Source organism: Streptomyces sp. NPDC048254 (genome assembly GCF_043201895.1).
Classification (GTDB): domain Bacteria; phylum Actinomycetota; class Actinomycetes; order Streptomycetales; family Streptomycetaceae; genus Streptomyces.
Genome location: NZ_JBICZJ010000004.1, coordinates 421,952 through 447,375 on the forward strand (window position 1 = coordinate 421,952; position 25,424 = coordinate 447,375).

The window sequence follows — 25,424 nt, forward strand, 5'->3', positions numbered from 1 at the left end:
GCACAGCAGATTGTCCTTGGGGGGTTTGTTCTCTCATCGGTCGTGCGGTACGCCTGCACCATGCAACAGTCCGAGTGCCCCGTTGTGGCGACCGTCCTCAACTACCGTGGCCAGGGACGTTACTTGCCGGTCCTTCCTAAAGGACATCCCAGCGTCAGCCCAACTTCTCCAAGGGCCGCTTGACGCCAATTCCACGATCGGGTGACACTGATGTTGCTTTTGACGTCCCTCGATACGTCAGTGCAAAAAATGGAGAGCTAATGTCATTGGAACAGCCCGCCCTCCCGTTATCGCGAAGCGCAACCGAGGTTTCCCAAAGCGAGTTACCCGCTGTTCTCGGCGGGTTCGATCTCAGCGACCAGGACCGGTTCGGTGCCGGTTTCCCGCACGAGGTCTTCGCCCGGCTCCGCCGGGAAGCACCGATCCTGCTGCACCCGCCGGGCCGCACCCGCGACGGCGAGAACTTCTGGGTCCTGTCCCGCTACGCCGACGTGGTCGAAGCCGCGGCCCACCCGCTGCTGTCCTCCCAGGGCGGCGGCGACCGCGAGGGCGGCGGCACCCACCTCGACGACCTGCCCGCCGGCACCTACTCCGGCGCGATGCTGAACATGATGGACGACCCACGGCACCGGCTGCTGCGCGACCTCGTCAGCCCCTCGGTCACCGGCCCGGTCCTCGAAGCGCTGGCCCCGACCATCACCGAGCGCGCCGAGACGATCATCGACGAGGTCGTCGGGCAGGGCTCCTGCGACTTCCAGAACGACGTCGCCGGTCGGTACTCGGTCGAGGTCATGGCCGCGCTGATGGGCATACCCCGCGCGGACTGGCCGCAGTTCGTCGACTGGACCGAGGTCGTGATGGGCTACGAGGACCGCGAGTCCGGCGAGGCCTCCTCCCGCAGCCAGGCCTCCCTGCTGGCCATGTACGAGTACGGCGTCAAACTGATCGCCGAGAAGCGCGCCGACCCGGCCCAGGACTTCCTGTCCGTGATCGCCGCCGGTGATCTCCCGGAGGGCCACGGCGAACCGCCCCTGCGCGAGTACGAGCGCGAGGTGTTCGTCAACCTGCTGACCCTGGCCGGCAGCGAGCCCACCCGCAACGTGATCGCGGTCGGCCTGCTCGCCCTGGCCGAACGGCCGGAACAGTGGCAGGCGCTGCGCGCGGACCGCTCGCTGCTGGACAGCGCGGTCGAGGAGATGATGCGCTGGTCCACCCCGACGCCGTACAACCGTCGGACGGCCACCGAGGACTTCACCTTCAACGGCGTCCGGTTCGGCCGCGGCGACAAGGTGACACTCTGGTGGTCCTCGGCCAACCGGGACGAGAGCGTGTTCGACGACGCCATGTCCTTCGACGTGCGCCGGAACCCCAACCCGCACGTGGCCTTCGGCCAGGGGCCGCACAGCTGCCTCGCGGTCGACCTCGCTCGTGTCGAACTGCGCACACTCTTCGGCGTGCTGCTCGACCGGGTCGCCGAGGTACGGCTGACCGGTCCGGTGCCCTGGGCCAACAACAGCAAGCACACGGTGGCCCTGAGAGTGCCCGTGGAGTTCGTCCGCGCCTGAGCGGGCCCCGCGTCCCGCCGCGTACGGCGGACGCCCTCACCCCGGCCGCCGTGCGGGGGATCCGGTGACGACGGTCACGACGTGGTGACCGCGGCAGCCTGAAACGGACCGGTGCCGACGCCGGTCCGCGCCCCGCCCGCAATCCGATCGGCCCGGTGCTGCCCCGGCCCGGGCCTGCGGCATGCCCGCCGGCCGCAGCTGCCGGGTGTACTCGACGGGCTGTCCAGGTCAAAGGGCCGTTCAGGCCAAGGGGCCGCTCAGGCCTGCCCGTGGCACAGCGCAACCGTGGACGTCCGGAGCACCGACTGCCGGGCGGCCCAGACGTGTCCTCGATGAGACGACGTGGAGGGGGAGACCCGCGTGGGTAACCGAGTGGGCAACGCCGCCGACCAGGAACCGGTGGCGGTCGTCGGACTGGCGTGCCGGCTGCCGGGGGCGGGAAACCCCGCCGAGTTCTGGCGGCTGCTCCGCGCCGGACGGGACGCGCTGGGCGAACCCGGTCCGCGGCGCTGCCACCCGGACGGCCCGGCGGTACCCGTGCTGCCCTCCGGCGAACCGGTACGGGCCGGCTTCCTGGACCAGGTCGACTCCTTCGACGCCGGGTTCTTCGGCGTCTCCCCGGGCGAGGCGGCCGTACTGGACCCGCAGCAGCGGCTGGTCCTGGAACTGGCCTGGGAGGCCTTCGAGGACGCCGGGATCGTCCCGGGCGACGGCGACCGCCAGGGCGGCACCGGGGTCTACGTCGGCGCCACCTACGACGACTACGCGACCCTGCGCGGCGCCCGCCTGAGCCCGCACTCGGCCACCGGACGCAACCGGGCGATGATCGCCAACCGGGTGTCCTACGCCCTGCGGCTGCGCGGCCCCAGCCTGGTGGTGGACAGCGCCCAGTCCTCCGCGCTGCTCGCCGTCCACCTGGCCTGCCAGGCCCTCGCGGCGGGGGAGTGCACGACGGCGCTGGCCGGCGGCGTCAACCTGAACATCACCCAGGACGGCTACGACGTCACCCAGGCGCTCGGCGCGATCTCACCGGACGGGCGCTGCCACACCTTCGACGAGCGGGCCGACGGGTTCGTGCGCGGCGAGGGCGGCGCGGTGCTGGTGCTCAAGCCGCTGTCGGCGGCACTGGCCGACGGGGACACCGTGCACGCGGTGATCCGGGGCAGCGCCGTCAACAACGACGGCGGCGGCGACTCGCTGACCGCCCCCCGCCAGGAGGCCCAGCAGGACGTGCTGCGCCTCGCCTGCGCGGCGGCAGGCGTGTCCCCGGCCGAGCTCGACTACGTCGAACTGCACGGCACCGGAACGCCGTTGGGCGACCCCGTCGAGGCCGCGGCGCTCGGCGCGGTGGCCGGCGCGGTGGCCGGGCGCGAGCGGCAGCGGCCGCTGCTGGTCGGCTCGGTGAAGACCAACATCGGGCACCTGGAGGGCGCGGCCGGGATCGCCGGACTGCTCAAGACAGTGCTCTGCCTGTCGCGCCGGGAACTGGTGCCCAGCCTGAACTTCCGCACCCCCAACCCACGGATCCCGCTGACGGAGCTGGGCCTGCGGGTCGTCACCGAGCCCGGCCCCTGGCCCGGGACAGAGGGCCCGCTGCTCGCCGGGGTCAGCTCGTTCGGCATGGGCGGCGCCAACTGCCACCTGGTGCTCACCGAGCCAACCGCCTCCGGCCCGGCACCGGAGCGCCCCGCCGAGGGGTACGACGGTCCCGTCCTGGTACCGCTGACCGCACGGGCACCGGCGGCCCTGGCCGAACTGGCCCGCCTGGTGGGCCAGTCGGCGGAGTCCCCGGTGGACCTGGCCTACTCGCTGGCCACCACGCGCAGCCCGCTGGAGCGGCGGGCCGTGCTGGTCGCCGAGTCCGCGGACGAGGTGCCCGGGCTCCTCGCGGCGCTGGCCGGGGACACGGCGAACGCCCGGGTGGTGCGCGGCACGGCCGTCGAGGGGCGGACCGTGTTCCTCTTCGCCGGCCAGGGCAACCAGCGGCCGGGCATGGGCCGGGAGATCTACCGGCGACACCCGGTGTTCGCCGCCGCCGTGGACGCCGTCGCCGCGGAACTGCGCCCGCACCTGCCGCGGCCACTGCTCGACGTGCTCTTCGCCGAGGCGGGCTCGGCGGCCGCGGCCCTGCTGGACGAACCGGCGTACACCCAGCCCGCGTTGTTCGCCGTCCAGGTAGGGCTGTACCGGCTGGTGGAGAGCTGGGGGATCACCCCGGACGCGGTCCTCGGCCACTCCTTCGGCGAACTGGCCGCCCTGCACGTCGCCGGCGCGATGTCACTGGCCGACGCCTGCGCGCTGGTCGCCGCCCGCGGCCGGCTGATGCAGGACATCCCGCCCGGCGGGGCGATGATCCTGGTCGAGGCCTCCGAGGCGGAGCTGCTGCCGGACGTCGAGGCGACCGGCGGACTGGTGTCGATCGCCGCCCTCAACAGCCCTACCGCCACGGTCCTTTCCGGGGACGAGGAAGCCACGCTGGCGATCGCGGGCCACTGGTCCGCGCGGGGCCGGCGAACCCGGCGGATCCAGGTCCCGATGGCCAGCCACTCGGCACACGTGGACGGCATCCTGGACGGGATGCGCGCGGCCGCCGCCCAGATCGACTGGCGGCCCCCGACCCTGCCGGTCATCTCCTCGCTGACCGGCGCCGAACTGGACGTCACCGGCCTCGACTGGCCGGAGTTCTGGGCCCGGCACACCCGCGGCACGGTACGGTTCGCCGACGCCGTCGCCACCGCCTGCGCGGGCGGCGCCCGGACCTTCCTGGAGCTGGGCCCGGACGGCACCCTGTGCGCGATGGGCCCGGGCAGCGCGCCCGAGGACGTGGCGTTCGTCTCCGCGATGGCCGGCGGGGAACGCCCCGACCTGCGATCGCTGCTCACCGCGGTGGCCCGGGTGCACACCCGCGGTGTCCCCGTGGACTGGGCGCGGTTCTACGACGGCTCCGGGGCCCGGCGGATCCCGCTGCCCACCTACCCCTTCCAGCGGCGGCGGCACTGGATCGCCGGGGTGACGGCCACCGGCGGCGCGACCCCTGCCGTACCCGCCGTACCCGCCGTACCCGCCGCACCGGCCGCACCGGAGACCGGGACGCAGGACCGGCCGGACTCGGGACTCGCCGGGCTGCCCGCGGCCGAGCGGGAGCAGACGGTACGCGCGCTGGTGCGCGCCGAGGTGGCCGCGGCACTGGAGCTGGACTCCGCCGAACGGCTGGACATGCGCCGCCCGTTCAAGGACCTGGGCTTCGGCTCGCTGATGACGGTGGAGCTGGGACAGCGGCTGGCCGACGTGACCGGGGTACGGCTGCCCGCCACCGCCGTACTCGACCACCCCACCCCGGAACGGATCACCGCGCATCTGGCCGCCGAACTCGCCGCCGGGACAGCGCGGGACGCCGGTACCGAGAGGCTGCTTGCGGGTGCTGTGCCCGCCGCCGAGCCGATCGCGATCGTCGGGATGGCCTGCCGGTTCCCCGGCGGGGTCGGCTCGCCCGAGGACCTGTGGGACCTGGTGGCCGCCGGCACCGACGCGGTCGGCGGCTTCCCCACCGACCGCGGCTGGGACCTCGACGGGCTCTTCGACTCGGACCCGGACCGGCCGGGCCGCAGCTACGCGCGCACCGGCGGATTCCTTTACGGGGCAGCCGAGTTCGACGCCGACCTGTTCGGGATCTCGCCACGCGAGGCCCTTGCCATGGACCCCCAGCAACGGCTCCTCCTGGAGACCTCCTGGGAGGCACTGGAGCGGGCCGGGATCGACCCGCTGTCCCTGCGGGACAGTGCGACCGGAGTGTTCTCCGGGGTGATGGCACAGGACTACGGGCCCCGGATGCACGAGGGCGCCGACGGCCTCGACGGCTATGTGCTGACCGGCACCACGGCCAGCGTCGCCTCCGGCCGCGTCGCCTACAGCCTGGGACTGCGCGGGCCCGCGGTCACCGTGGACACCGCCTGCTCCTCGTCGCTGGTGGCACTGCATCTGGCGGCCCAGGCGCTGCGGTCGGGAGAGTGCTCCCTCGCGCTGGCAGGCGGGGTGACGGTGATGCCCACGCCGGGCATCTTCGTGGAGTTCTCCCGACAGCGCGGACTCGCGCCCGACGGGCGGTGCAAGTCGTTCGCGGCGGCGGCCGACGGCACCGGCTGGGCGGAGGGCGCCGGTCAGCTCGTCCTGGAACGGCTGTCCGACGCGCGCCGCAACGGCCACCCCGTGCTCGCGGTGTTGCGCGGCTCGGCGGTGAACCAGGACGGCGCCTCCAATGGCCTGACCGCCCCCAACGGCCCTGCCCAGGAGGGCGTGATCCGCACCGCGCTGGCCGCCGCCGGCCTGTCCGGCGCGGACGTGGACCTGGTGGAGGCGCACGGCACCGGCACCACCCTCGGCGACCCGATCGAGGCCCATGCGCTGCTGGCCACCTACGGCCGGGACCGCGCCGGCGACCCGCTCTGGCTGGGCTCCCTGAAGTCCAACATCGGGCACACGCAGGCCGCCGCCGGGGTCGCGGGCGTGATCAAGGTCGTACAGGCGCTGCGGCACGGGCTGCTGCCGCGTACCCTGCACGTGGACGAACCCTCGCCGTACGTGGACTGGGCGTCGGGCGAGGTGCGGCTGCTGACGGAGGCGCGGCCGTGGCCGGAGCGCGGACGGCCGCGCCGGGCCGGGGTGTCCTCGTTCGGGATCAGCGGCACCAACGCTCATGTCATCGTGGAGCAGGCGCCCGAGACGGTGCCGGTGGAACCCGCGTCGGCATTGGATCCGGTGCCGCAGTCCGGTCCGGTGCCGGTGGTGCGATCCGGCCTGGACCGGGTACTGCGGTCCGGTCCCGTACCGGTGGTGGTGTCCGGGCAGACCGCGGCCGCGTTGCGGGCGCAGGCGGCACGGCTGGCCGCACACCTGGAGAGCGAGCCGGAGGCGGCTCTCGCGGACGTCGCCCGCGCGGCCGCGACCACCCGGGCCGCGCTGCCGCACCGCGCCGTGCTCACCGCCACCGACCGCACGGACCTGGTACGGGGCCTGCGCAGCCTCGCCGCCGACGAGGAGACGCCCGACCTGGTGCGCGGGGTCGCCGACATCGACGGTCGCACGGTGTTCGTGTTTCCGGGGCAGGGTGCGCAGTGGGCGGGGATGGCGGTGGAACTGCTGGACTCCTCACCGGTGTTCGCGGAGCGGTTGGCCGAGTGTGCTTCGGCGCTGGGTGAGTTCGTGGACTGGTCGTTGCTGGGTGTGCTGCGCCGTGAGGCGGGGCAGCCGTCCCTGGACCGGGTGGATGTGGTGCAGCCGGTGTCGTTCGCGGTGATGGTGTCGTTGGCGGCGCTGTGGCGGTCGTTCGGGGTGGAGCCGGACGCGGTGGTGGGGCATTCGCAGGGGGAGATCGCCGCCGCCTGTGTGGCGGGGGCCCTGTCCCTGCGCGACGCCGCGAAGGTGAGCGCCCTGCGCAGCGCCGCACTCCGGGCACTCTCCGGCGCCGGCGGGATGATGTCGGTGGCGCTCCCGGTCGCCGAGCTGGAGCCGCGGCTGGCGCGCTGGGACGGGCGGGTGTCGGTCGCCGCGGTCAACGGGCCCGCGGCCGTGGTCCTTTCCGGAGAACCCGGAGCCCTCCGGGAACTCGAAGCCGAGCTGACCGCCGAAGGCGCGCGGGCCCGGCTGGTCGCGGTGGACTACGCCTCGCACTCCGCACAGGTGGCACGCATCCGCACCGAACTGCTGGACCGGCTCGCCGGACTGGAGCCGCACACCGCCGAGATCCCCTTCTACTCCACGGTGACCGGCGAACGGCTCGACACGGCGGCCCTGGACGCCGAGTACTGGTACCGGAACCTGCGCCAGACCGTCCGGTTCGAGGAAACGATCCGCGAACTGGACCGCGCCGGGCACCGCGTGTTCGTGGAGACCAGCCCGCATCCGATCCTGACCGCGGCCGTCCAGGACACCGTCGAGGCAGCGGGCAGCACGGCCGTGGTGGTCGGCTCGCTGCGCCGCGACCAGGGTGGCCCCGGCCGGTTCCTGCGGTCGCTGGCCGAGGCGCAGGTACGCGGGGTCCGGGTGGACTGGAGTACCGCCTTCGGCGCCCTGGGCCACCGGGCGGAGCTGCCCACCTACGCCTTCCAGCGGCAGCGCTACTGGCTGCCCACCCCGGCGGGCGGCACGAACCCCGCCGGGCTCGGGCTGGACGCCACCGCCCATCCGCTGCTGGGCGCCGCCGCGCCGGTGGCCTCCACCGGTGAGCTGCTGCTGACCGGTGAGCTGTCCCGGCAGCGGCAGCCCTGGCTGGCCGACCACACCGTCTTCGGCACCGCCGTCCTGCCCGGCACGGCCTTCGTCGAGCTGGCCGTGCGCGCCGGCGACGAGGCGGGCTGCCGGGTGCTGGAGGAGCTGACCGTGCTCGCGCCGCTGACCCTGCCCGAGCGCGCCGGCGTACGGGTACAGGCGGTGCTCGGCGCGCCCGGCGAGGACGGCGGCCGCGCCGTGGACGTGTACTCCCGGCCGGGTGACGGCCCTGAGTGGACCCACCACGCCACGGGCAGGCTCGGCATGACGGAGGCATCCCCGCCGGCGACCGGCGACTGGCCGGCGGCGGGCGCCACCCCGGTCGACCTGGCCGACCGCTATCCGGCACTGGCCCGGCTCGGCTACGGCTACGGACCGGTCTTCCAGGGCCTGCGCCGGCTGTGGCGGCACGGTGAGGACCTGTTCGCCGAAGTCGCCCTGCCCGAACCGGCGACGGCGGACGCCGGAGCGTACGGACTGCACCCGGCACTGCTGGACGCGGCGCTGCACGCGGCCGTCCCGGCCGACGACACGGCCGCCACCCGGCTGCCCTTCGCCTTCACCGGGGTCCGGCTGTACCGGACCGGTGCCACCGCGGCGCGGGTGCGGCTGCGCCCCGCGGCCGGGGGAGCCGTCTCCCTCACCGTGACCGACGCCGAGGACAACCCGGTCGCGGCGATCGACTCGCTGGCGTTCCGCCCGGTCAGCGCCGAACAACTCGCCGCCGGCCGCCGGGACCACCTGTACCGCACCGGCTGGGTTCCGCTGGCGCCCCCGGCGCAGGACGGGCCTTGGGCGTGGCTGTCGGACCTGGATCCGGACGGGCCGGTACCCGCAGTGGTGGGCGTTGCGGTGGCCGGGGTGACCGAAGCCCTGGCGGTGGCACAGCGCTGGCCGGCCGAGGAGCGGTGCGCCGCATCGCGGCTGGTACTGCTCACGCGCGGGGCGGTCGCCACCGGCCCGGGTGAGCCGGTCGGTCCCGATGCGGCGGCGGTGTGGGGCCTGGTGCGCAGTGCGCAGACGGAGAACCCGGACCGCTTCGTCCTGGTCGACACGGACGGCCACCCCGCGTCCGAGGCCCTGCTGCCCCGACTGGCGGCGACCGGGGAGGCCCAACTGGCCGTGCGCGCGGGGCGGGTGTTCGTGCCGCGCCTGGCGCGGGTGACGGAGACGGCCGGGGACGCTCCTTGGTCGGCCGAGGACCTGGTGCTGGTGACGGGGGCGAGTGGGACGCTCGGCGGCCTGGTGGCACGGCACTTGGCGGAGCGGCACGGGGTGCGTGGTCTGGTCCTGGCCTCCCGGCGCGGCGCCGGCGCGCCGGGCATGGCCGAACTGGTCGCCGAGCTGCGCGAGTCGGGTGCCGAGGTGGTGGTGGTCGCGTGTGACGTGGCCGATCGGGACGCGGTGGCCGCGCTGCTGGCCGAGCACCCGGTGACCGCCGTGGTGCACGCCGCCGGGGTTCTCGACGACGGCGTGCTGGCCGCGCTCACCCCCGAACGGGTCGCCGAGGTGTTCCGGGCGAAGGTGGACGGCGCACGCCATCTGGCCGAACTCACCGGCCCGGAACTCAGGACGTTCGTGCTGTTCTCCTCGGTGGCCGGGACGCTGGGCAACGCGGGGCAGGCCGCCTACGCGGCGGCCAACGCCGCGCTGGACGGGCTGGCCGCCCAGCGCCGGGCCGCCGGACTGCCCGCGACCGCGGTGGCCTGGGGGCTGTGGGCCGAGAGCAGCGGCATGACCGAGGGCATGGCCGACACGGACCGGGCCCGGCTGGCCCGCGCCGGTGTGGTGCCGCTGGACTCCGCCACCGCACTGGACCTGTTGGACACCGCCACCGCGCTGGACGATCCGGTGCTGCTCGCCGCCCGCCTGGACCCGGTGGCGCTGCGCGAGCGGGCGGCCGAGGGCGTGCTGTCGCCGGTGCTGCGGTCACTGGTGCCGGTGGTGCGTCGCGCCGCCGCCACGGAGGGTGCGGCGGACGGCGCCGACGGGCTGCCGAGGCGACTGGCCGAGGGGGAGCCGCTGCGGGTGCTCCAGGACCTGGTGCTCACCCAGGCGGCGGTGGTGCTCGGCCACTCCGATCCCGGCGGGCTGTCACCGGACCGCCCGTTCAAGGACTTCGGCTTCGACTCGCTGACCGCGGTGGAACTGCGCAACCGGCTGGGCCGGGCGACCGGCGTACGACTGCCCGCGACCGTGGTGTTCGACCACCCCACCCCCGCCGCACTCGCCGGATACCTGCGCGCCGAACTCGTCGGCGATGCCACTGCCACGAGCACCCCGGCGGCCGCCGCCCCGGTGGTGGCCACCGACGAGCCGATCGCCGTCGTCGGCATGGCCTGCCGCTTCCCGGGCGGGGTCACCTCCCCGGAGGACCTGTGGGACCTCGTGGCCGACGGCGTCGACGCCGTCGGCGGGTTCCCCACCGACCGGGGCTGGGACGTCACCGGCCTGTACGACCCCGACCCGGACCACCCGGGCACCAGTTACACCCGGCACGGCGGCTTCCTCTACGACGCCGGCCGGTTCGACGCCGGGCTGTTCGGCATCTCGCCGCGCGAGGCCCTCGCCATGGACCCGCAGCAGCGGCTCCTCCTGGAAACCGCCTGGGAGGCACTGGAACGGGCCGGGATCGACCCGTCCTCGGTGCGCGGCAGCCAGACCGGCGTGTTCACCGGCGTCATGTACCACGACTACGCCACCACGCTGCGGGAGCTGCCCGAAGGCGTCGAGGGGCACCTGCTCACCGGCACCGCCGGCAGCGTCGCCTCCGGCCGGGTCGCCTACACCCTCGGCCTGCAGGGGCCTGCGGTGACCGTGGACACGGCGTGCTCCTCCTCGCTGGTGGCGATGCACCTCGCGGCCCAGGCGCTGCGCTCCGGTGAGTGCTCACTGGCCCTGGCGGGCGGAGTGACGGTGATGGCCGAGCCGACCACGTTCACCGCGTTCTCCCGGCAGCGCGGACTCGCCGCCGACGGACGCTGCAAGCCCTTCGCCGGAGCCGCCGACGGCACCGGCTGGTCCGAGGGTGTCGGCCTGCTGCTGCTGGAACCGCTGTCCGCCGCGCGCCGCAACGGCCACCGCGTGCTCGCCGTGCTGCGCGGCTCGGCCGTCAACCAGGACGGCGCCTCCAACGGCCTGACCGCCCCCAACGGCCCCTCCCAGGAACGGGTGATCCGTACCGCGCTGGCCGCCGCCGGAGTCTCCGCCCAGGACGTCGACGCGGTCGAGGGCCACGGCACCGGGACGCCGCTGGGCGACCCGATCGAGGCCCAGGCGCTGCTGGCCACCTACGGGAGGGACCGCGCCGGCGATCCGCTGTGGCTGGGGTCGGTCAAGTCCAACATCGGGCACGCGCAGGCCGCGGCCGGAGTGGCCGGGGTGATCAAGATGGTGCAGGCGATACGGCACGGGGTGCTGCCCCGCACCCTGCACGTCGACGAGCCCTCACCGCACGTGGACTGGACGTCCGGCGAGGTGCGGCTGCTGACGGAGGCGCGGCCGTGGCCGGAACGCGGCCGCCCGCGCCGGGCCGGCGTGTCCTCGTTCGGCATCAGCGGCACCAACGCGCATGTCGTCATCGAGCAGGCGGAGCCGGAATCGTCCGCCGAGGCCGGGCGAGTCGACGGGGCCGGTGAGCCTGGACAGGCCGAGGTGTTCGCCGAGGCCGGGCGGGTTGAAGGGTTCGTCGAGGTTGGGCAGGCCGAGGTGTCCGCCGAGGCCGGGCGAGTCGACGGGGCCGGTGAGCCCGGACAGGCCGAGGTGTTCGCCGAGGCCGGGCGGGTTGAAGGGTTCGTCGGGGTTGGGCAGGCCGAGGTGTCCGCCGAGGCCGGGCGAGTCGACGGGGCCGGTGAGCCCGGACAGGCCGAGGTGTTCGCCGAGGCCGGGCCGGCGGAGGTGTTCGCTGGGGCGCGGGCGTACACCGAGCCTCGGCTGATGCCGGTCGTCGTGTCGGGGCAGACCGACGAGGCCCTGCGCGCGCAGGCCGCCCGGCTGGCGGCGCATCTCGCCGCGCACCCCGGCGACCCGGTGCGGGACATCGCCTGGTCCAGCGTGGCCGGCCGGGCCGCGCTGGAGCATCGAGCGGTCGTCCTGGCCGCGGATCCGGAGCAACTGGGCGAGCGGCTCGGCGCGCTGGCCGAGGGCCGTGACCTCCCGGGTGTGGTGCGCGGCACCGCGGCCGACACGGCACGGCGGGTGGCGTTCGTGTTCCCCGGGCAGGGCGCACAGTGGGCCGGGATGGCGCTGGAACTCCTCGGCTCCGCACCGGTGTTCGCGGCCCGGCTGGCCGAGTGCGCCGCCGCGATCGAGGCGTACGTCGACTGGTCGGTGCTGGACGTGCTGCGCGGGCTGCCGGGCGCGCCGACGCTGGAGCGGGTGGACGTGGTGCAGCCGGTGACCTTCGCGGTCAACGTGTCGCTGGCCGCGCTGTGGCGCTCGTACGGCGTGGAACCGGAGGCGGTGATCGGCCACTCGCAGGGCGAGATCGCCGCCGCCTGCGTGGCCGGGGCACTGTCACTGGCCGACGCCGCCGCGGTGGTGTGCCTGCGCAGCCGCGCGCTGACCGAACTGTCCGGCAAGGGCGGCATGATGTCGGTGGCGCTGCCCGCCGACGAGGTGCGGGCCCTGTTCACCGACGACCGGCTGGGCGTGGCCGCGGTCAACAGCCCCACCTCCACCGTCGTCTCCGGCGACCCGGACGCCCTGGAAGAGCTACGGGCCGCCTGTGCGGAGCGCGGGGTTCGGGCCCGCCGTATCGCGGTGGACTACGCCTCGCACTCCACCCACGTCACCGCCGTCAAGGACAGCCTGGCCGAACTGCTCGCCGGGATCAGTCCGCAGGCGGCGCGCACCGAGCTGTACTCCACGGTCACCGGGCAGCGGCTGGACACCCGGGAGCTCACCGGCGAGTACTGGTACACCAACCTCCGTCAGACCGTCCGGTTCGCCGACGCGGTGCGGGCCGCGCTGGACGCCGGGATCGGCACCTTCATCGAGATCAGCCCGCACCCGGTGGTCGCTCCCGGCGTGCAGGAGACGGTGGACGCAGCCGGCGCGCGGGCCGCCGTACTCGCCACGCTGCGGCGCGACGACGGCGGCTGGCCGCGCTTCGCCCAGTCGCTGGCCGAAGCACAGGTGCGCGGGGCCGGGGTACGGCTGGCCGAGGTGTTCGAGGGCACCGGTGCCCGACGGGTCGACCTGCCCACGTACGCCTTCCAGCACCGCTGGTACTGGCTGGCCGAGCAGGCCGGACCCCGCTCCGACACCTGGCGCTACCGCGTCGAGTGGCGGCCCGCGGGCCCGCCGGAGCGCACCGGACCGGAGGGGGAGTGGCTGGCGCTGGTGCCCGCCTCCGGCGCCGACCAGGACTGGCTGAAGACGCTCACCGGGGGCCTTCCGGTGCGGACCCTCACCGTGGACACCGAGCACGCCGACCGCGCCGGACTCACCGACCGGCTGCGCAGTGCGCTGGCCGAGCACCCCCCGCGCGGGGTGCTGTCGCTGCTGGCCGCCGACCGCCGCCCGCATCCGGACCACCCGGTGGTGCCCGCCGGGGTGGCCGCCACCCTGGCGGTGGTGCAGGCGCTCGGCGAACTGGACGCGACGGTGCCGCTGTGGCTGGTGACCTCCGGCGCGGTGAGCACCGACGCCACCGATCCGCTGCGCGAACCGAGTGCGGCCCAGGTCTGGGGCCTGGGCCGGGTGGCGATGCTGGAACACCCGGCCTTCTGGGGCGGCCTCATCGATCTGCCCGCCGAACTCGACGAGGCCGCGCTGGAACAGCTGCGCGGGGCGCTCGCGGGCGGCTGGGGCGAGGAGGACCAGCTCGCCGTGCGCGGATCCGGCACACTGCTACGGCGGTTGGTGCGCGCCCCGCTCGACGGCGGCGCGACCGGCCACTGGCGGGCCCGGGACACCGCGCTCGTGACCGGCGGCACCGGCGCGCTCGGCCCGGAGGTCGCCCGCTGGCTCGCCGCGCAGGGCGTACGGCACGTGGTACTGGTCAGCCGCGGCGGCGCGGGCGCCGACGGGATCGCCGAACTGACGGCCGAACTCGACGGCCTCGGCGTCCGGTTGACCGCGCACGCCTGTGACATCGCCGACCGGGCCGCCGTGGCCGCCCTGCTGGCCGGACTGCGCGAGCAGGGCGAGACGGTACGCACCGTGGTGCACGCCGCCGCGCTGATGCGGCTGGCCGCCCTGCCCGACACCGACCTCACCGAGTACGCCGACGTCCTCACCGCCAAGGTCCAGGGCGCCCGGCACCTCGTCGAACTGCTCGACCCGGCCGAACTGGACGCCCTGGTCTTCTACTCCTCCATCGCCGGGGTGTGGGGCAGCGGCGACCACGGCGCCTACGCCGCCGCCAACGCCGAACTCGACGCCCTCGCCGAGCAGGCCCGCGCCTCCGGTCTGCCGGTCACCTCGGTGGCCTGGGGCGTCTGGGACGGCGCGCGCTTCCCCGACGGGGTCGACGCCGACCAACTACGCCGCCAGGGACTGCCGTTGATCGTCCCCGGACCGGCGCTGGACGCGCTGCGCACCGTCCTCGAACGCGCCGAGAGCGGGCTGTCGGTCGCCGACGTCGACTGGGCCAGGTTCATGCCGCTGTTCGCCTCCGCCCGCAGCAGGCCGCTGTTCGCCGAGATCCCCGAGGCCCGGCGCGTGCTGGACGGCCCGTCCGAACCGGGGTCGCAGCCGTCCGGCTCCCCCTGGGCGCAGCGGCTGGCCGGGCTGTCGGACACCGAACGCCGCAGCACCCTGCTACGGCTGGTACGCGAGCAGGCGGCCGTCGTGCTCGGCCACTCCGGCGCGGCCGCCATCGGCGCCGACCACGCCTTCCGCGACCTCGGCTACGACTCGCTGACCGGGATCGAACTGCGCAACCGGCTCGGCGAGGCGACCGGACTGGCGCTGCCGGCCACCCTGGTCTTCGACCAGCCCACCCCGGCCGCGGTCGCCGCATACCTGCGCACCCGGCTCGCGCCCCCCGAACCACCCCTCCTCACCGAACTGGACCGGCTCGCCGAGCGGCTGTCCCGGACGGACGCCGACGACGACCGGGCCGGCGTCGAACTGCGGCTGCGGGCGATGCTCGCGCAGGTCAGCAGCGACTCCAGCAGCGACTTCAGCAGCCACGAGGAGGACTTCGACCCGATGTCGAACGAGGAGATGTACGACCTCATCGACCGCGAACTCGGCGCGAACTGAAGGGGGTTGCACATGTCCGAGGAAGAGAAGCTGCGCGGTTACCTGAACCGGGTCATGGTCGACCTCCGCAAGGCCAACCGCCGCCTGCAGGAAGTCGAACAGTCCCGTACCGAACCCATCGCCGTCGTCGGCATGGCCTGCCGCTACCCCGGCGGGGTCCGCTCACCGGAAGACCTGTGGCAGGTGCTCTCCGAGGGCCGGGACGTCACCGGCGAACTGCCCACCGACCGCGGCTGGGACGTCGACGGCCTCTACGACCCGGACCCGGAGCGCTCCGGCCGCACCTACGTACGGCGCGGCGGCTTCCTGGACGACCCCGGCGCGTTCGACGCGGGCTTCTTCGGGATCTCGCCGCGTGAGGCGCTGGCCATGGACCCGCAGCAGCGGCTGCTCCTGGAGACCTCCTGGGAGGCACTGGAACGGGCCGGCATCGACCCCACCGCCCTGCGCGGCACCCGCACCGGCGTGTTCGTCGGCCAGAACTACCAGGAGTACGGCACCGGCCTTGCCCACGCCCCCGCGAGCGTCGAGGGACACCTGGTCACCGGCGTGGTCCCCAGCGTGCTCTCCGGCCGGATCTCCTACACCCTCGGCGTCGAGGGCCCGGCCATCACCCTCGACACCGCCTGCTCGACCTCTCTGGTCACCCTGCACCTGGCCATGCAGTCGCTGCGCAACGGAGAGTCCACGCTGGCCCTGTCCGGCGGCGTGACCGTATTGGCCGGACCCGGACCGCTCGTCGAGTTCAGCCGCCAGCGGGTGCTGGCCGCCGACGGCCGTTGCAAGGCGTTCTCCGCCAATGCCGACGGCATGGGCATGGCCGAGGGCGTCGGCATGCTGGTCCTTGAGCGGCTGTCCGACGCGCGGGCCAACGGCCACCAGGTGCTGGCCGTGCTGCGCGGTTCGGCGGTGAACCAGGACGGTGCGTCCAACGGGCTCACCGCACCCAACGGTCCCTCCCAGCAACGGGTCATCCGCGCCGCCCTGAACGCCGCCGGGCTGACCCCCGCCGACGTCGACGTGGTGGAGGCGCACGGCACCGGCACCTCCCTGGGCGACCCCATCGAGGCACAGGCCCTCCTGGCCACCTACGGCGCTGACCGCGAACGGCCGCTGCTCCTCGGCACGGTGAAGTCCAACATCGGACACACCCTCGCCGCCGCCGGGGTGGCCGGAGTCATCAAGTCCGTGCTGGCACTGCGCCACGAGACCGTGCCGAGGACCCTGCACGCGGACACCCCGTCCCGGCACATCGACTGGTCCACCGGCACCCTCTCGCTGGCCACCGAGGCGGTGCCCTGGCCACGCGGTGAACGGCCGCGCCGCGCCGCGGTGTCCTCGTTCGGCATCAGCGGCACCAACGCCCACGTGATCCTGGAAGAGGCTCCCGAGCCGGAGGACGTGGAGCAGGCGGCGGCCCCGCAGCCGGTGCTCTCCCTCCCGGTGCCGGTGGTGCTCTCCGGCCGTGGCGCGACCGGCCTGGCCGGCCAGGCCGCGCGACTGCGCGAGTTCGTCGCGGCGGACCCCGAACTGACCGTCACCCGGCTGGCGTTCGCCATCGCCACCACCCGGGCCGCTCTGGAGCATCGCGGTGTGGTGGTGGCCGCGGACCGGGATGAACTACTGGCTGGGCTAGGGGAGTTGGCGGATGGCGGGCCGGGCGCTGTTGGCGCGGTGGCGGACCGTGGCGGGCTGACGGGGTTCTTGTTCTCGGGTCAGGGGTCGCAGTGGTCGGGTATGGGGCGGGAACTCGTCGAACGGTATCCGGTGTTCGCGGAGTCGTTCGCGGATGTGTGTGGGCGGTTGGAGTCGGTGTCGGGGCGGCCGGTGCGGGAGGTGATTCTCGATGGCGGTGATCGGTTGGATGAGACGTTGTTCGCGCAGTGTGGTCTGTTCGCGGTCGAGGTCTCGCTGTTCCGGCTTCTCGAATCCTTCGGTGTGGTGCCGGACTTTGTGGTGGGGCATTCGGTGGGTGAGGTGGCGGCGGCTCATGTGGCGGGGGTGTTGTCGCTGGATGATGCGGTCACTGTGGTGTGTGCGCGTGCCGGGCTGATGCAGGAGTTGCCGTCGGGTGGGGCGATGCTCGCGGTCAATGCCACCGAGACGGAAGTCGCGGGGGTCCTGTCCGGCGAGGTCGGGATCGCGGCGGTCAACGGGTCTCGTTCCGTGGTCGTCTCCGGTGCGGAGTCGGCGGTGGAGGGTGTTGCGGGCGAGGCGCGGGAGCGGGGCTGGCGGAATACCCGGCTGCGGGTCAGTCACGCGTTCCATTCGCCGTTGATGGAGCCGGTGTTGGACAGGTTCCGGGAGGCGATCGCCGGGGTCACCTTCGCCGCTCCGAGCATTCCGTTCGTGTCCACGGTGGATGTCGACACGGCGCCGGTGGATGCCGATTACTGGGTGCGTAATGTCCGCGACACGGTCCGGTTCGCCGATGCGGTTGCCCACCTGCACGAGCAGGGTGTGACGAGGTTCGTGGAGGTTGGTCCGGACGCCGCGCTGACCGCCGTAGGACCGGACTGTCTGCCGCAGGACGCGACCGCGGCGTTCGTGCCGCTGCTCCGCCGCGACCAGCCGGAATCGGTGACCCTGCCCACCGGACTGGCCCGCTTCCACGCACACGGCGGCGGCCTCGACTGGACCCGCTATCTGCCCGCTGCCGACCCGGTCGACCTGCCCACTTACGCCTTCCAGCACCGGCGCTACTGGCTGGAGCACGCCGAGTCGGCCGACCCGGCCGCGCTCGGTGCGCTCCCCGCCGGGCATCCGCTGCTCGGCGCGCTGGTCGCCCTGCCCGGTGCCATCGACACCGTCCTGACCGGGCGGTTGAGCCTGCGGGCCCAGCCCTGGCTGGCCGACCACCAGGTCACCGGCACGGTGCTGCTGCCCGGCACCGCGTTCGTCGAACTCGCCCGGCACGCCGCCGAACTGCTCGGGGACAGCCGACTGGACGAGTTGACCCTGGAGGTCCCGCTCGTCCTGCCCGCCGAGGGCGCCCTCGCCCTGCGGGTCGTCGTCGCAGAACCCGACGACGCCGGCAGCCGCGGTATCGAGGTGCACTCCCGGCCGGAGGGCTCCACAGCGCCCTGGACCCGGCACGCCACCGGCGTGCTGTCCGGGAGCGGCGACGACAGCGTCGGTGCGGATCTCGTGCAGTGGCCGCCGGCCGACGCCGAGCCGGTCGACCTCGAGGGGTTCTATCCCCGGCTCGCCGCGACCGGCCTCGGCTACGGCCCGGCGTTCCAGGGGCTGCGGGCCGCCTGGCGGCGCGGCGACGAGATCTTCGCCGAGATCGCCCTGCCCGACCAACAGCGAGCCCGGGCAGGGGAGTTCGGCCTGCATCCGGCGCTGCTGGACGCGGCACTGCACGCCCTCGCCCTGCGCGGTGACGACGGTCTGCGGCTGCCCTTCGCCTTCCGAGGGGTCCGCTGGGACGACACGGGCGCGACGGCGCTGCGGGTCCGGCTCACCGTCGTCGGGGACGAGGCGGTCCGGTTGGACCTGGCCGACGGCAGCGGGGCCCCGGTCGGCACCGTCGAGCACGTGGTGCTGCGTGCCCTCACCGGCGAACTGCGCGCGCCCGCAGGGCTGGACTCGGTGTACCGGCTGGACTGGACGCCCGCCCGCACCGGACGCCCTCGCCATCCCGGCGCCGATGTGCTGTTCCGGGTCGAGGACATGCCCGTGGCCGAGCGCACCGCCGCCGTACTGGACCGGGTGCGGGGCTGGTCGGCCGAGGAGCCCCCGCAGGGCGCCCGACTGGTCGTGGTCACCCATGGTGCCGTCGCGGCCACCGCCGACGAGGTGCCCGACCCGGCCGCCGCGGCCGTGTGGGGGCTGGTGCGCTCGGCGCAGATCGAGTGGCCCGACCGGTTCGTGCTGCTGGACACGGACGACCCCACCGTCACGGACGCCGACCTGACCGCGGCACTGGCCACCGACGAGCCTCAACTGGCCCTGCGTGCGGGGCGGGTGTTCGTGCCCCGGCTGGCGCGGGTGACGGAGGCGGGCGGCGACGCTCCTTGGGCGGCTGGGGACGTTGTGTTGGTCACCGGGGCGAGTGGGACGCTCGGGGGCTTGGTGGCGCGGCATTTGGTGGAGCGTCATGGGGTGCGTGGCGTGGTGCTCGCCTCTCGGCGGGGCGCTGACGCGCCGGGTATGGCGGAACTGGTCGCCGAGTTGGGTGAGTTGGGTGCCGAGGTGGCGGTGGTGGCGTGCGATGTGGCCGATCGGGATGCGGTGGCCGCGTTGCTGGCCGAGCATCCGGTGACGGCGGTGGTGCACGCGGCCGGGGTGGTGGACGACGGTCTGGTCACCGGTCTCACCGAGGAGCGGCTGCGGGCGGTGCTGGCGCCGAAGGTGCTGGGCGCGCGCTGGCTGGACGAACTGACCCGCGACCGGGACCTCACCCGGTTCGTACTGTTCTCCTCCGCCTCCGCGACCCTCGGCAACGCAGGACAGGCCGCCTACTCCGCCGCCAACGCCTACCTGGACGCCCTGGCCCGGCAGCGCCACGCCGCCGGGCTCCCGGCCACCTCGCTGGGCTGGGGGCTGTGGGAGCAGCGCAGCGGCATCACCGGCGAGCTGTCCGAGGCGGACCTGGCCCGTATCGCCCGCAGCGGTATCGCGGCCCTGCCCACCGCGGAAGCCCTGGTGCTGCTGGACGCCGCCGTGGGGCTCGATGACGCGGCCGTACTGCCGATGCGGCTGGACACCCCGGCCCTGCACCGGCTCGACCCGTTGCCGATGGTGTTCGCCGGACTGGTCCGTGGCCGCCGCCGTACCCGCCAGCAGTCCGGCTGGGCCGACCGGCTGCGGGCGCTGCCCGTACCGGAGCGCCGCCGCGCCGCCCTGGACCTGGTGCGCACCCAGGCCGCGGGGGTGCTGGACCTCGCCGGAGCCGAACAGGTCGGCGCCGAGCAGCCCTTCGCCGACCTCGGCGTCGACTCGCTGACCGCGCTGGAACTGCGCAACCGTCTCGGCACCGCCACCGGGCTACGGCTGCCCACCACCCTGGTCTTCGACCACCCCACCCCGGCCGCGCTGGCCGGGTTCGTCCTCGCGGAGGCCGGTGACCTGCAGACCGCACCGGAACCCGCCGCGCTCACGGTCACGGCCGCCGCGGACGAGCCGATCGCGATCGTGGGCATGGCCTGCCGCTATCCTGGCGGGGTCGGCACGCCCGAGCAGCTGTGGGACCTGGTCGCCGCGGGCCGGGACGGCATCTCCGCCTTCCCCGCCGACCGCGGCTGGGACCTCGGAGCCCTGCCGGTCGGACTGGGCGGATTCCTCGCCGACGTCGCCGGCTTCGACCCCGGGCACTTCGGCATCTCGCCGCGTGAGGCGCTGGCCATGGACCCGCAGCAGCGGCTGTTGCTGGAGCTGTCCTGGGAGGCGTTGGAACGCGCCGGGATCGACCCGACGGGCGTCCGGGGCAGCCGTACCGGCGTGTTCGCCGGACTGATGTACCAGGACTACGCGACCCGGCTCGCGCACGTGCCCGAGGAGCTGGAGGGCTACCTGGGCAACGGCAACCTGGGCAGCATCGCCACCGGCCGGGTCGCCTACACCTTCGGGTTCACCGGCCCCGCGGTCACCGTGGACACCGCCTGCTCGTCCTCGCTGGTGGCCCTGCACCTGGCCGCCCAGTCGCTGCGCTCCGGCGAGTCCACCCTGGCGCTGGCCGGCGGGGTGACGGTCATGTCCAGCCCGACCCCGTTCCGCGAGTTCGACCGGCAGCGCGGACTGGCCGCCGACGGCCGCTGCAAGTCCTTCTCCGCCGACGCCGACGGCACCGGCTGGTCCGAGGGCATCGGCATGCTGGTGCTGGAGCGGCTGTCCGACGCGCGTGCCAACGGTCACCAGGTGCTGGCCGTGCTGCGCGGTTCGGCGGTGAACCAGGATGGTGCGTCCAACGGGCTCACCGCACCCAACGGGCCTTCGCAGGAGCGCGTCATCCGCGCCGCGCTGAAGGCAGCGGGACTGTCCCCCTCGGACGTGGACGTGGTGGAGGCGCACGGCACGGGCACCACACTCGGCGACCCGATCGAGGCGCAGGCCCTGCACGGCGTCTACGGCGCCGATCGCGACCGGCCGTTGTGGCTGGGATCGGTGAAGTCGAACATCGGGCACACCCAGGCCGCCGCAGGTGTCGCCGGCGTGATCAAGGTCGTACAGGCCATGCGACGCGGCCTGCTGCCCCGAACCCTGCATGTCGACGAACCGTCCCCGCACGTGGACTGGTCGGCCGGTGACGTACGGCTGCTCACCGAGGCGATCGACTGGCCGGAGACGGAGGTCCGTCGGGCCGCGGTGTCGGCGTTCGGGGTGAGCGGGACCAACGCGCACGTGATCATCGAGCAGGCGCCGGTTGTCGAGCCGGTAGCTGTCGGTGAACCGGTGTTGCCGGTGCCGGTGTTGGTGTCCGGGCGGAGTGGTGAGGCGTTGCGGGGGCAGGCGGCGCGGTTGCGTGAGTACGTGCTTGCCGAGCCGGGCGTCGGCGTTGCGGAGGTGGCGCGTGCGGCGGCGCTGTCCCGGGCCGCTTTGGAGCATCGCGGTGCGGTGGTGGCCGCGGACCGGGACGAACTGCTCGCCGGGCTGGCCGAGTTGGCGGATGGTGGCGTATTGGCCGATCGGGGTGGGCTGACGGGGTTCTTGTTCTCGGGTCAGGGGTCGCAGTGGTCGGGTATGGGGCGGGAACTGGCTGAGCGGTACCCGGTGTTCGCGGCTTCCTTCGAGGACGTCTGTGCGCGGTTGGAGTCGGTGTTGGGGCGGCCGGTGCGGGATGTGGTCCTCGGCGGTGGCGCGGAGCTGGATGAGACGTTGTTCGCGCAGTGCGGTCTGTTCGCGGTCGAGGTCTCGCTGTTCCGGCTTCTCGAGTCCTTCGGTGTGGTGCCGGACTTTGTGGTCGGGCATTCGGTGGGTGAGGTGGCGGCCGCGCACGTGGCCGGGGTGTTGTCGCTGGATGACGCGGTCACTGTGGTGTGTGCGCGTGCCGGGCTGATGCAGGAGTTGCCGTCGGGTGGGGCGATGCTCGCGGTCAACGCCAGTGAGGCGGAGGTCGCGGAGGTCCTGTCCGGCGAGGTGGGTGTCGCGGCGGTCAATGGCGCCCGCTCGGTCGTCGTGTCCGGTGCCGAGTCGGCGGTGGAGGCTGTAGCGGCGCAGGCGCGGGTACGGGGTTGGCGGAATACCCGGCTGCGGGTGAGTCACGCGTTCCATTCGCCGTTGATGGACCCGGTGCTGGAGCGGTTCCGGGCGGCGATCGCCGGGGTCACCTTCGCCGCTCCGAGCATCCCCTTCGTGTCCACGGTGGATGTCTGCGCCGCTCCCGTGGATGCCGATTACTGGTTGCGTAATGTCCGGGACACCGTGCGGTTCGCGGATGCGGTTGCCCACCTGCACGGTCAGGGTGTGACGAGGTTCGTGGAGGTCGGTCCGGACGCCGCGCTGACCGCCGTAGGACCGGACTGTCTGGCGCAGGACGCGACGGCGGCCTTCATCCCGTTGCTGCGGCGCGATCAGCCCGAAGTCCGGTCGGTGGCGGCCGGGTTGGCCCGGTTCCATGCGCATGGCGGCGTCGTCGACTGGGCGTCGTATCTGCCCGCCGCGGCCCCCGTCGACCTGCCCACCTACGCCTTCCAGCACCGCCGTTACTGGTTGGACAGCGCGGAACTGGAGCACCGGAACGGCTACCCGTTGCTGGACGCGGCCGTGGAATTCGCCGAAGAGGACGGTTTCCTGCTGGCCGGGCGGCTGGCCACCCGGGCGCAGCCGTGGCTGGGGGAGCACACCGTGCTCGGCGCGACCGTCGTGCCCGGCAGCGTGTTCGCCGAACTGGCACTGCACGCCGCTGCGGAGACCGGCGCCGGCGAGGTCGTCGAACTGACCCTCCAGGCGCCGCTGGTGCTGCCCGAGGACGGTGCCGTCGAGGTGCAGATGAGGGTCGGTGCGCGGGACGCGGCGGGAGAGCGGCCGCTGACCGTGCACGCCCGCCCGGCCGAGGACGGAACCCCGTGGACCTGCTACGCCCGAGCTGTACTCGGCTCGGTGCCGGCAGCGCCTCAGGACGCGCCGGCTCCCTGGCCGCCGCCGAATGCCGTCGCGCTGGACGTCGGTTCGGCCTACGCCGAGTTCGCCGCCACCGGGCTGGAGTACGGGACGGCGTTCCAGGGCCTGCGCGCGGCCTGGCGGAGCGGTGACGAGATCCTCGCCGACATCGAGCTGCCCGATCTGACCGACGCCGGCCGCTACGGGCTGCACCCGGCCCTGCTGGACGCGTCGCTGCACGCCTTGCGCTACCTGCACGAGGAGGAGGGCGACCGCACCTTGCTGCCGTTCGCCTGGAACGGGATCGCGCTGCGCCGCACCGGGGCGTCCGCGCTGCGGGTGCGGATCTCCCCGGTCGCCGCCGAGGCGGCCCGGATCGAACTGGCGGACGTGACGGGTGCCCCGGTCGGGGTCGTCGAGTCCCTCGCGGTCCGGCCGGTCTCGGCCGAACAGCTCGGCCACCATGAATCGCTGTACGCCGAGGAGTTGGTGCCCGCCGCCCTGCCGGGCGGCCCGGAACCGACCGTGCTGGACTGCGCCGAGCTGGCCGAACTGCCCGACGGGGAACTGCCCGAGGTGGTGGTGCTGGCGGCCGGGACCGAGGCCGATCCGGTGGCCGCGGCCGGCCGGGCGCTGGGCGCGGTGCGCACCTGGCTGGCCGAGGATCGCTTCGCCGGCACCGGCGCCCGGCTGGCGCTGCGGACCCGCAACGCCCGCACCGATCCGGCCGCCGCCGCGGTCTGGGGTCTGCTGCGCTCGGTGCAGCAGGAGCACCCGGACCGCTTCCTGCTGGCCGACTTCGAGGACGCCGACGGCATCGACAGTATCGATGGCATCGAGGCAACCGAGGCAACCGAGGCCACCGGGGCCACCGAGGCAACCGCGGGCACCGACGGGGCCGGGATTCCCGCCGTCGCCTGGAACGTGCCCGGCGGGCAGCTGGTGGTGCGTGACGGCGCGGTGCTCGTGCCGCGGCTGTCCCATGTCCCGCTGTCCAGGATCACCGACCGGGACGGCACCACGTGGGACCCGGGCGGCCCGGTGCTGATCACCGGGGGCCTGGGCGCGCTCGGTGCGGCCCTCGCCCGTCATCTGGCCGGCGACTGCGGGGTGCGCGAACTGGTGCTCACCGGCCGCCGGGGCCCGGACACCCCGGGCGCCGGCGAACTGGTCGCCGAGTTGGGTGAGTTGGGTGCCGAGGTGGCGGTGGTGGCGTGCGATGTGGCCGATCGGGATGCGGTGGCCGCGTTGCTGGCCGAGCATCCGGTGACGGCGGTGGTGCATGCGGCCGGGGTGGTGGACGACGGTCTGGTCACCGGTCTCACCGAGGAGCGGCTGCGGGCGGTGCTGGCGCCGAAGGTGCTGGGCGCGCGCTGGCTGGACGAGTTGACCCGGGACCGCGAGCTGACCGACTTCGTGCTGTTCTCCTCCGCCGCCGGGGTGCTCGGCGCCGCCGGGCAGAGCGCCTACTCGGCGGCCAACGCCGCACTGGATGCGCTGGCCAGGGCCAGGCACGCCGCCGGGCGCCCGGCCACCTCGCTGGCCTGGGGGCTGTGGGAGCAGCGCAGCGGCATCACCGGCGAACTGTCCGGTGCCGACCTGGCCCGCATCGCCCGCGCCGGGCTGCGACCACTGACCACCCCCGAGGCGCTCGAACTGTTCGACCTCGCGCGTACCGTCGACGAACCGGTACTCGCCCCGATGCGCCTGGACCGGACGGCCCTACGGACAGGCGGGCCGGTCCCGGCGGTCCTGCGCGGCCTGGTCCGGGAAACGCCCGCCACGACCGCTGCCATGGCCACGGCCGACGGCGTGAGCTCCGCACCCGCCGCCGTGCCGGCCGCGTTGTCCGGACCCGACCGCGAGAAGGCGCTCCTGGAGCTGGTTCGCGCCGAAGCGGCCAGGGTGCTGGCCTACGACTCACCGGCCGCCGTGGCCGAACACCGCACCTTCGCCGAACTCGGCGTCGACTCGCTGGCCGCGGTGGAACTGCGTAACCGGCTGTCCGAGACCACCGGCATCCGGCTGCCCGCCGCGGTGGTGTTCGAGTACGCCACCCCGGTGGCGCTGGCCGCGCACCTGCACACGTCCATGCCCGCGGCCGACGGCGCACAGGCCGGCTCGCCGCTCGCCGGGCTCGACCAGCTCGAAGAAGCCCTGGCCGGTGCCGTACCCGGCGCCGTGGACCAGGCGAAGCTGCGCATGCGGCTCACCGCGCTGCTCGCCAAGTACGGCGGCGAGGAGCAGTCCGGCGCCGCACCGGAGCACGACCTGTCGTCGGCCTCCGACGACGAACTGTTCGGCCTCGTCGACGGCCTCGGCGCCGACCAAGGGTGAGAA

At 74.2% G+C, this 25,424-nt stretch carries 3 protein-coding genes; all 3 read left to right on the plus strand.

Going from position 1 to position 25,424, the window contains the following annotated elements; genetic code table 11:
• Window positions 1-260: 260 nt before the first annotated feature.
• The 3 genes from ACGFZQ_RS14605 to ACGFZQ_RS14615 all read left to right on the plus strand — a co-directional run bounded on the left by ACGFZQ_RS14605 (window position 261) and on the right by ACGFZQ_RS14615 (window position 25,421).
• A complete protein-coding gene (locus tag ACGFZQ_RS14605) occupies window positions 261-1,565 on the plus strand; it encodes a cytochrome P450 (RefSeq protein WP_393840650.1) in 1,305 nt (434 codons plus the stop codon).
• A 360-nt stretch (window positions 1,566-1,925) separates the two neighbouring features.
• On the plus strand, window positions 1,926-15,041 hold the full coding sequence (locus ACGFZQ_RS14610; protein ID WP_393840651.1) for an SDR family NAD(P)-dependent oxidoreductase: 13,116 nt from the start codon (window positions 1,926-1,928) through the stop codon (window positions 15,039-15,041).
• A 12-nt stretch (window positions 15,042-15,053) separates the two neighbouring features.
• The gene (locus ACGFZQ_RS14615; protein WP_393840652.1) at window positions 15,054-25,421 is read left to right on the plus strand and encodes an SDR family NAD(P)-dependent oxidoreductase; all 10,368 of its coding nucleotides are present in this window, start codon (window positions 15,054-15,056) and stop codon (window positions 25,419-25,421) included.
• Window positions 25,422-25,424 lie beyond the last annotated feature (3 nt).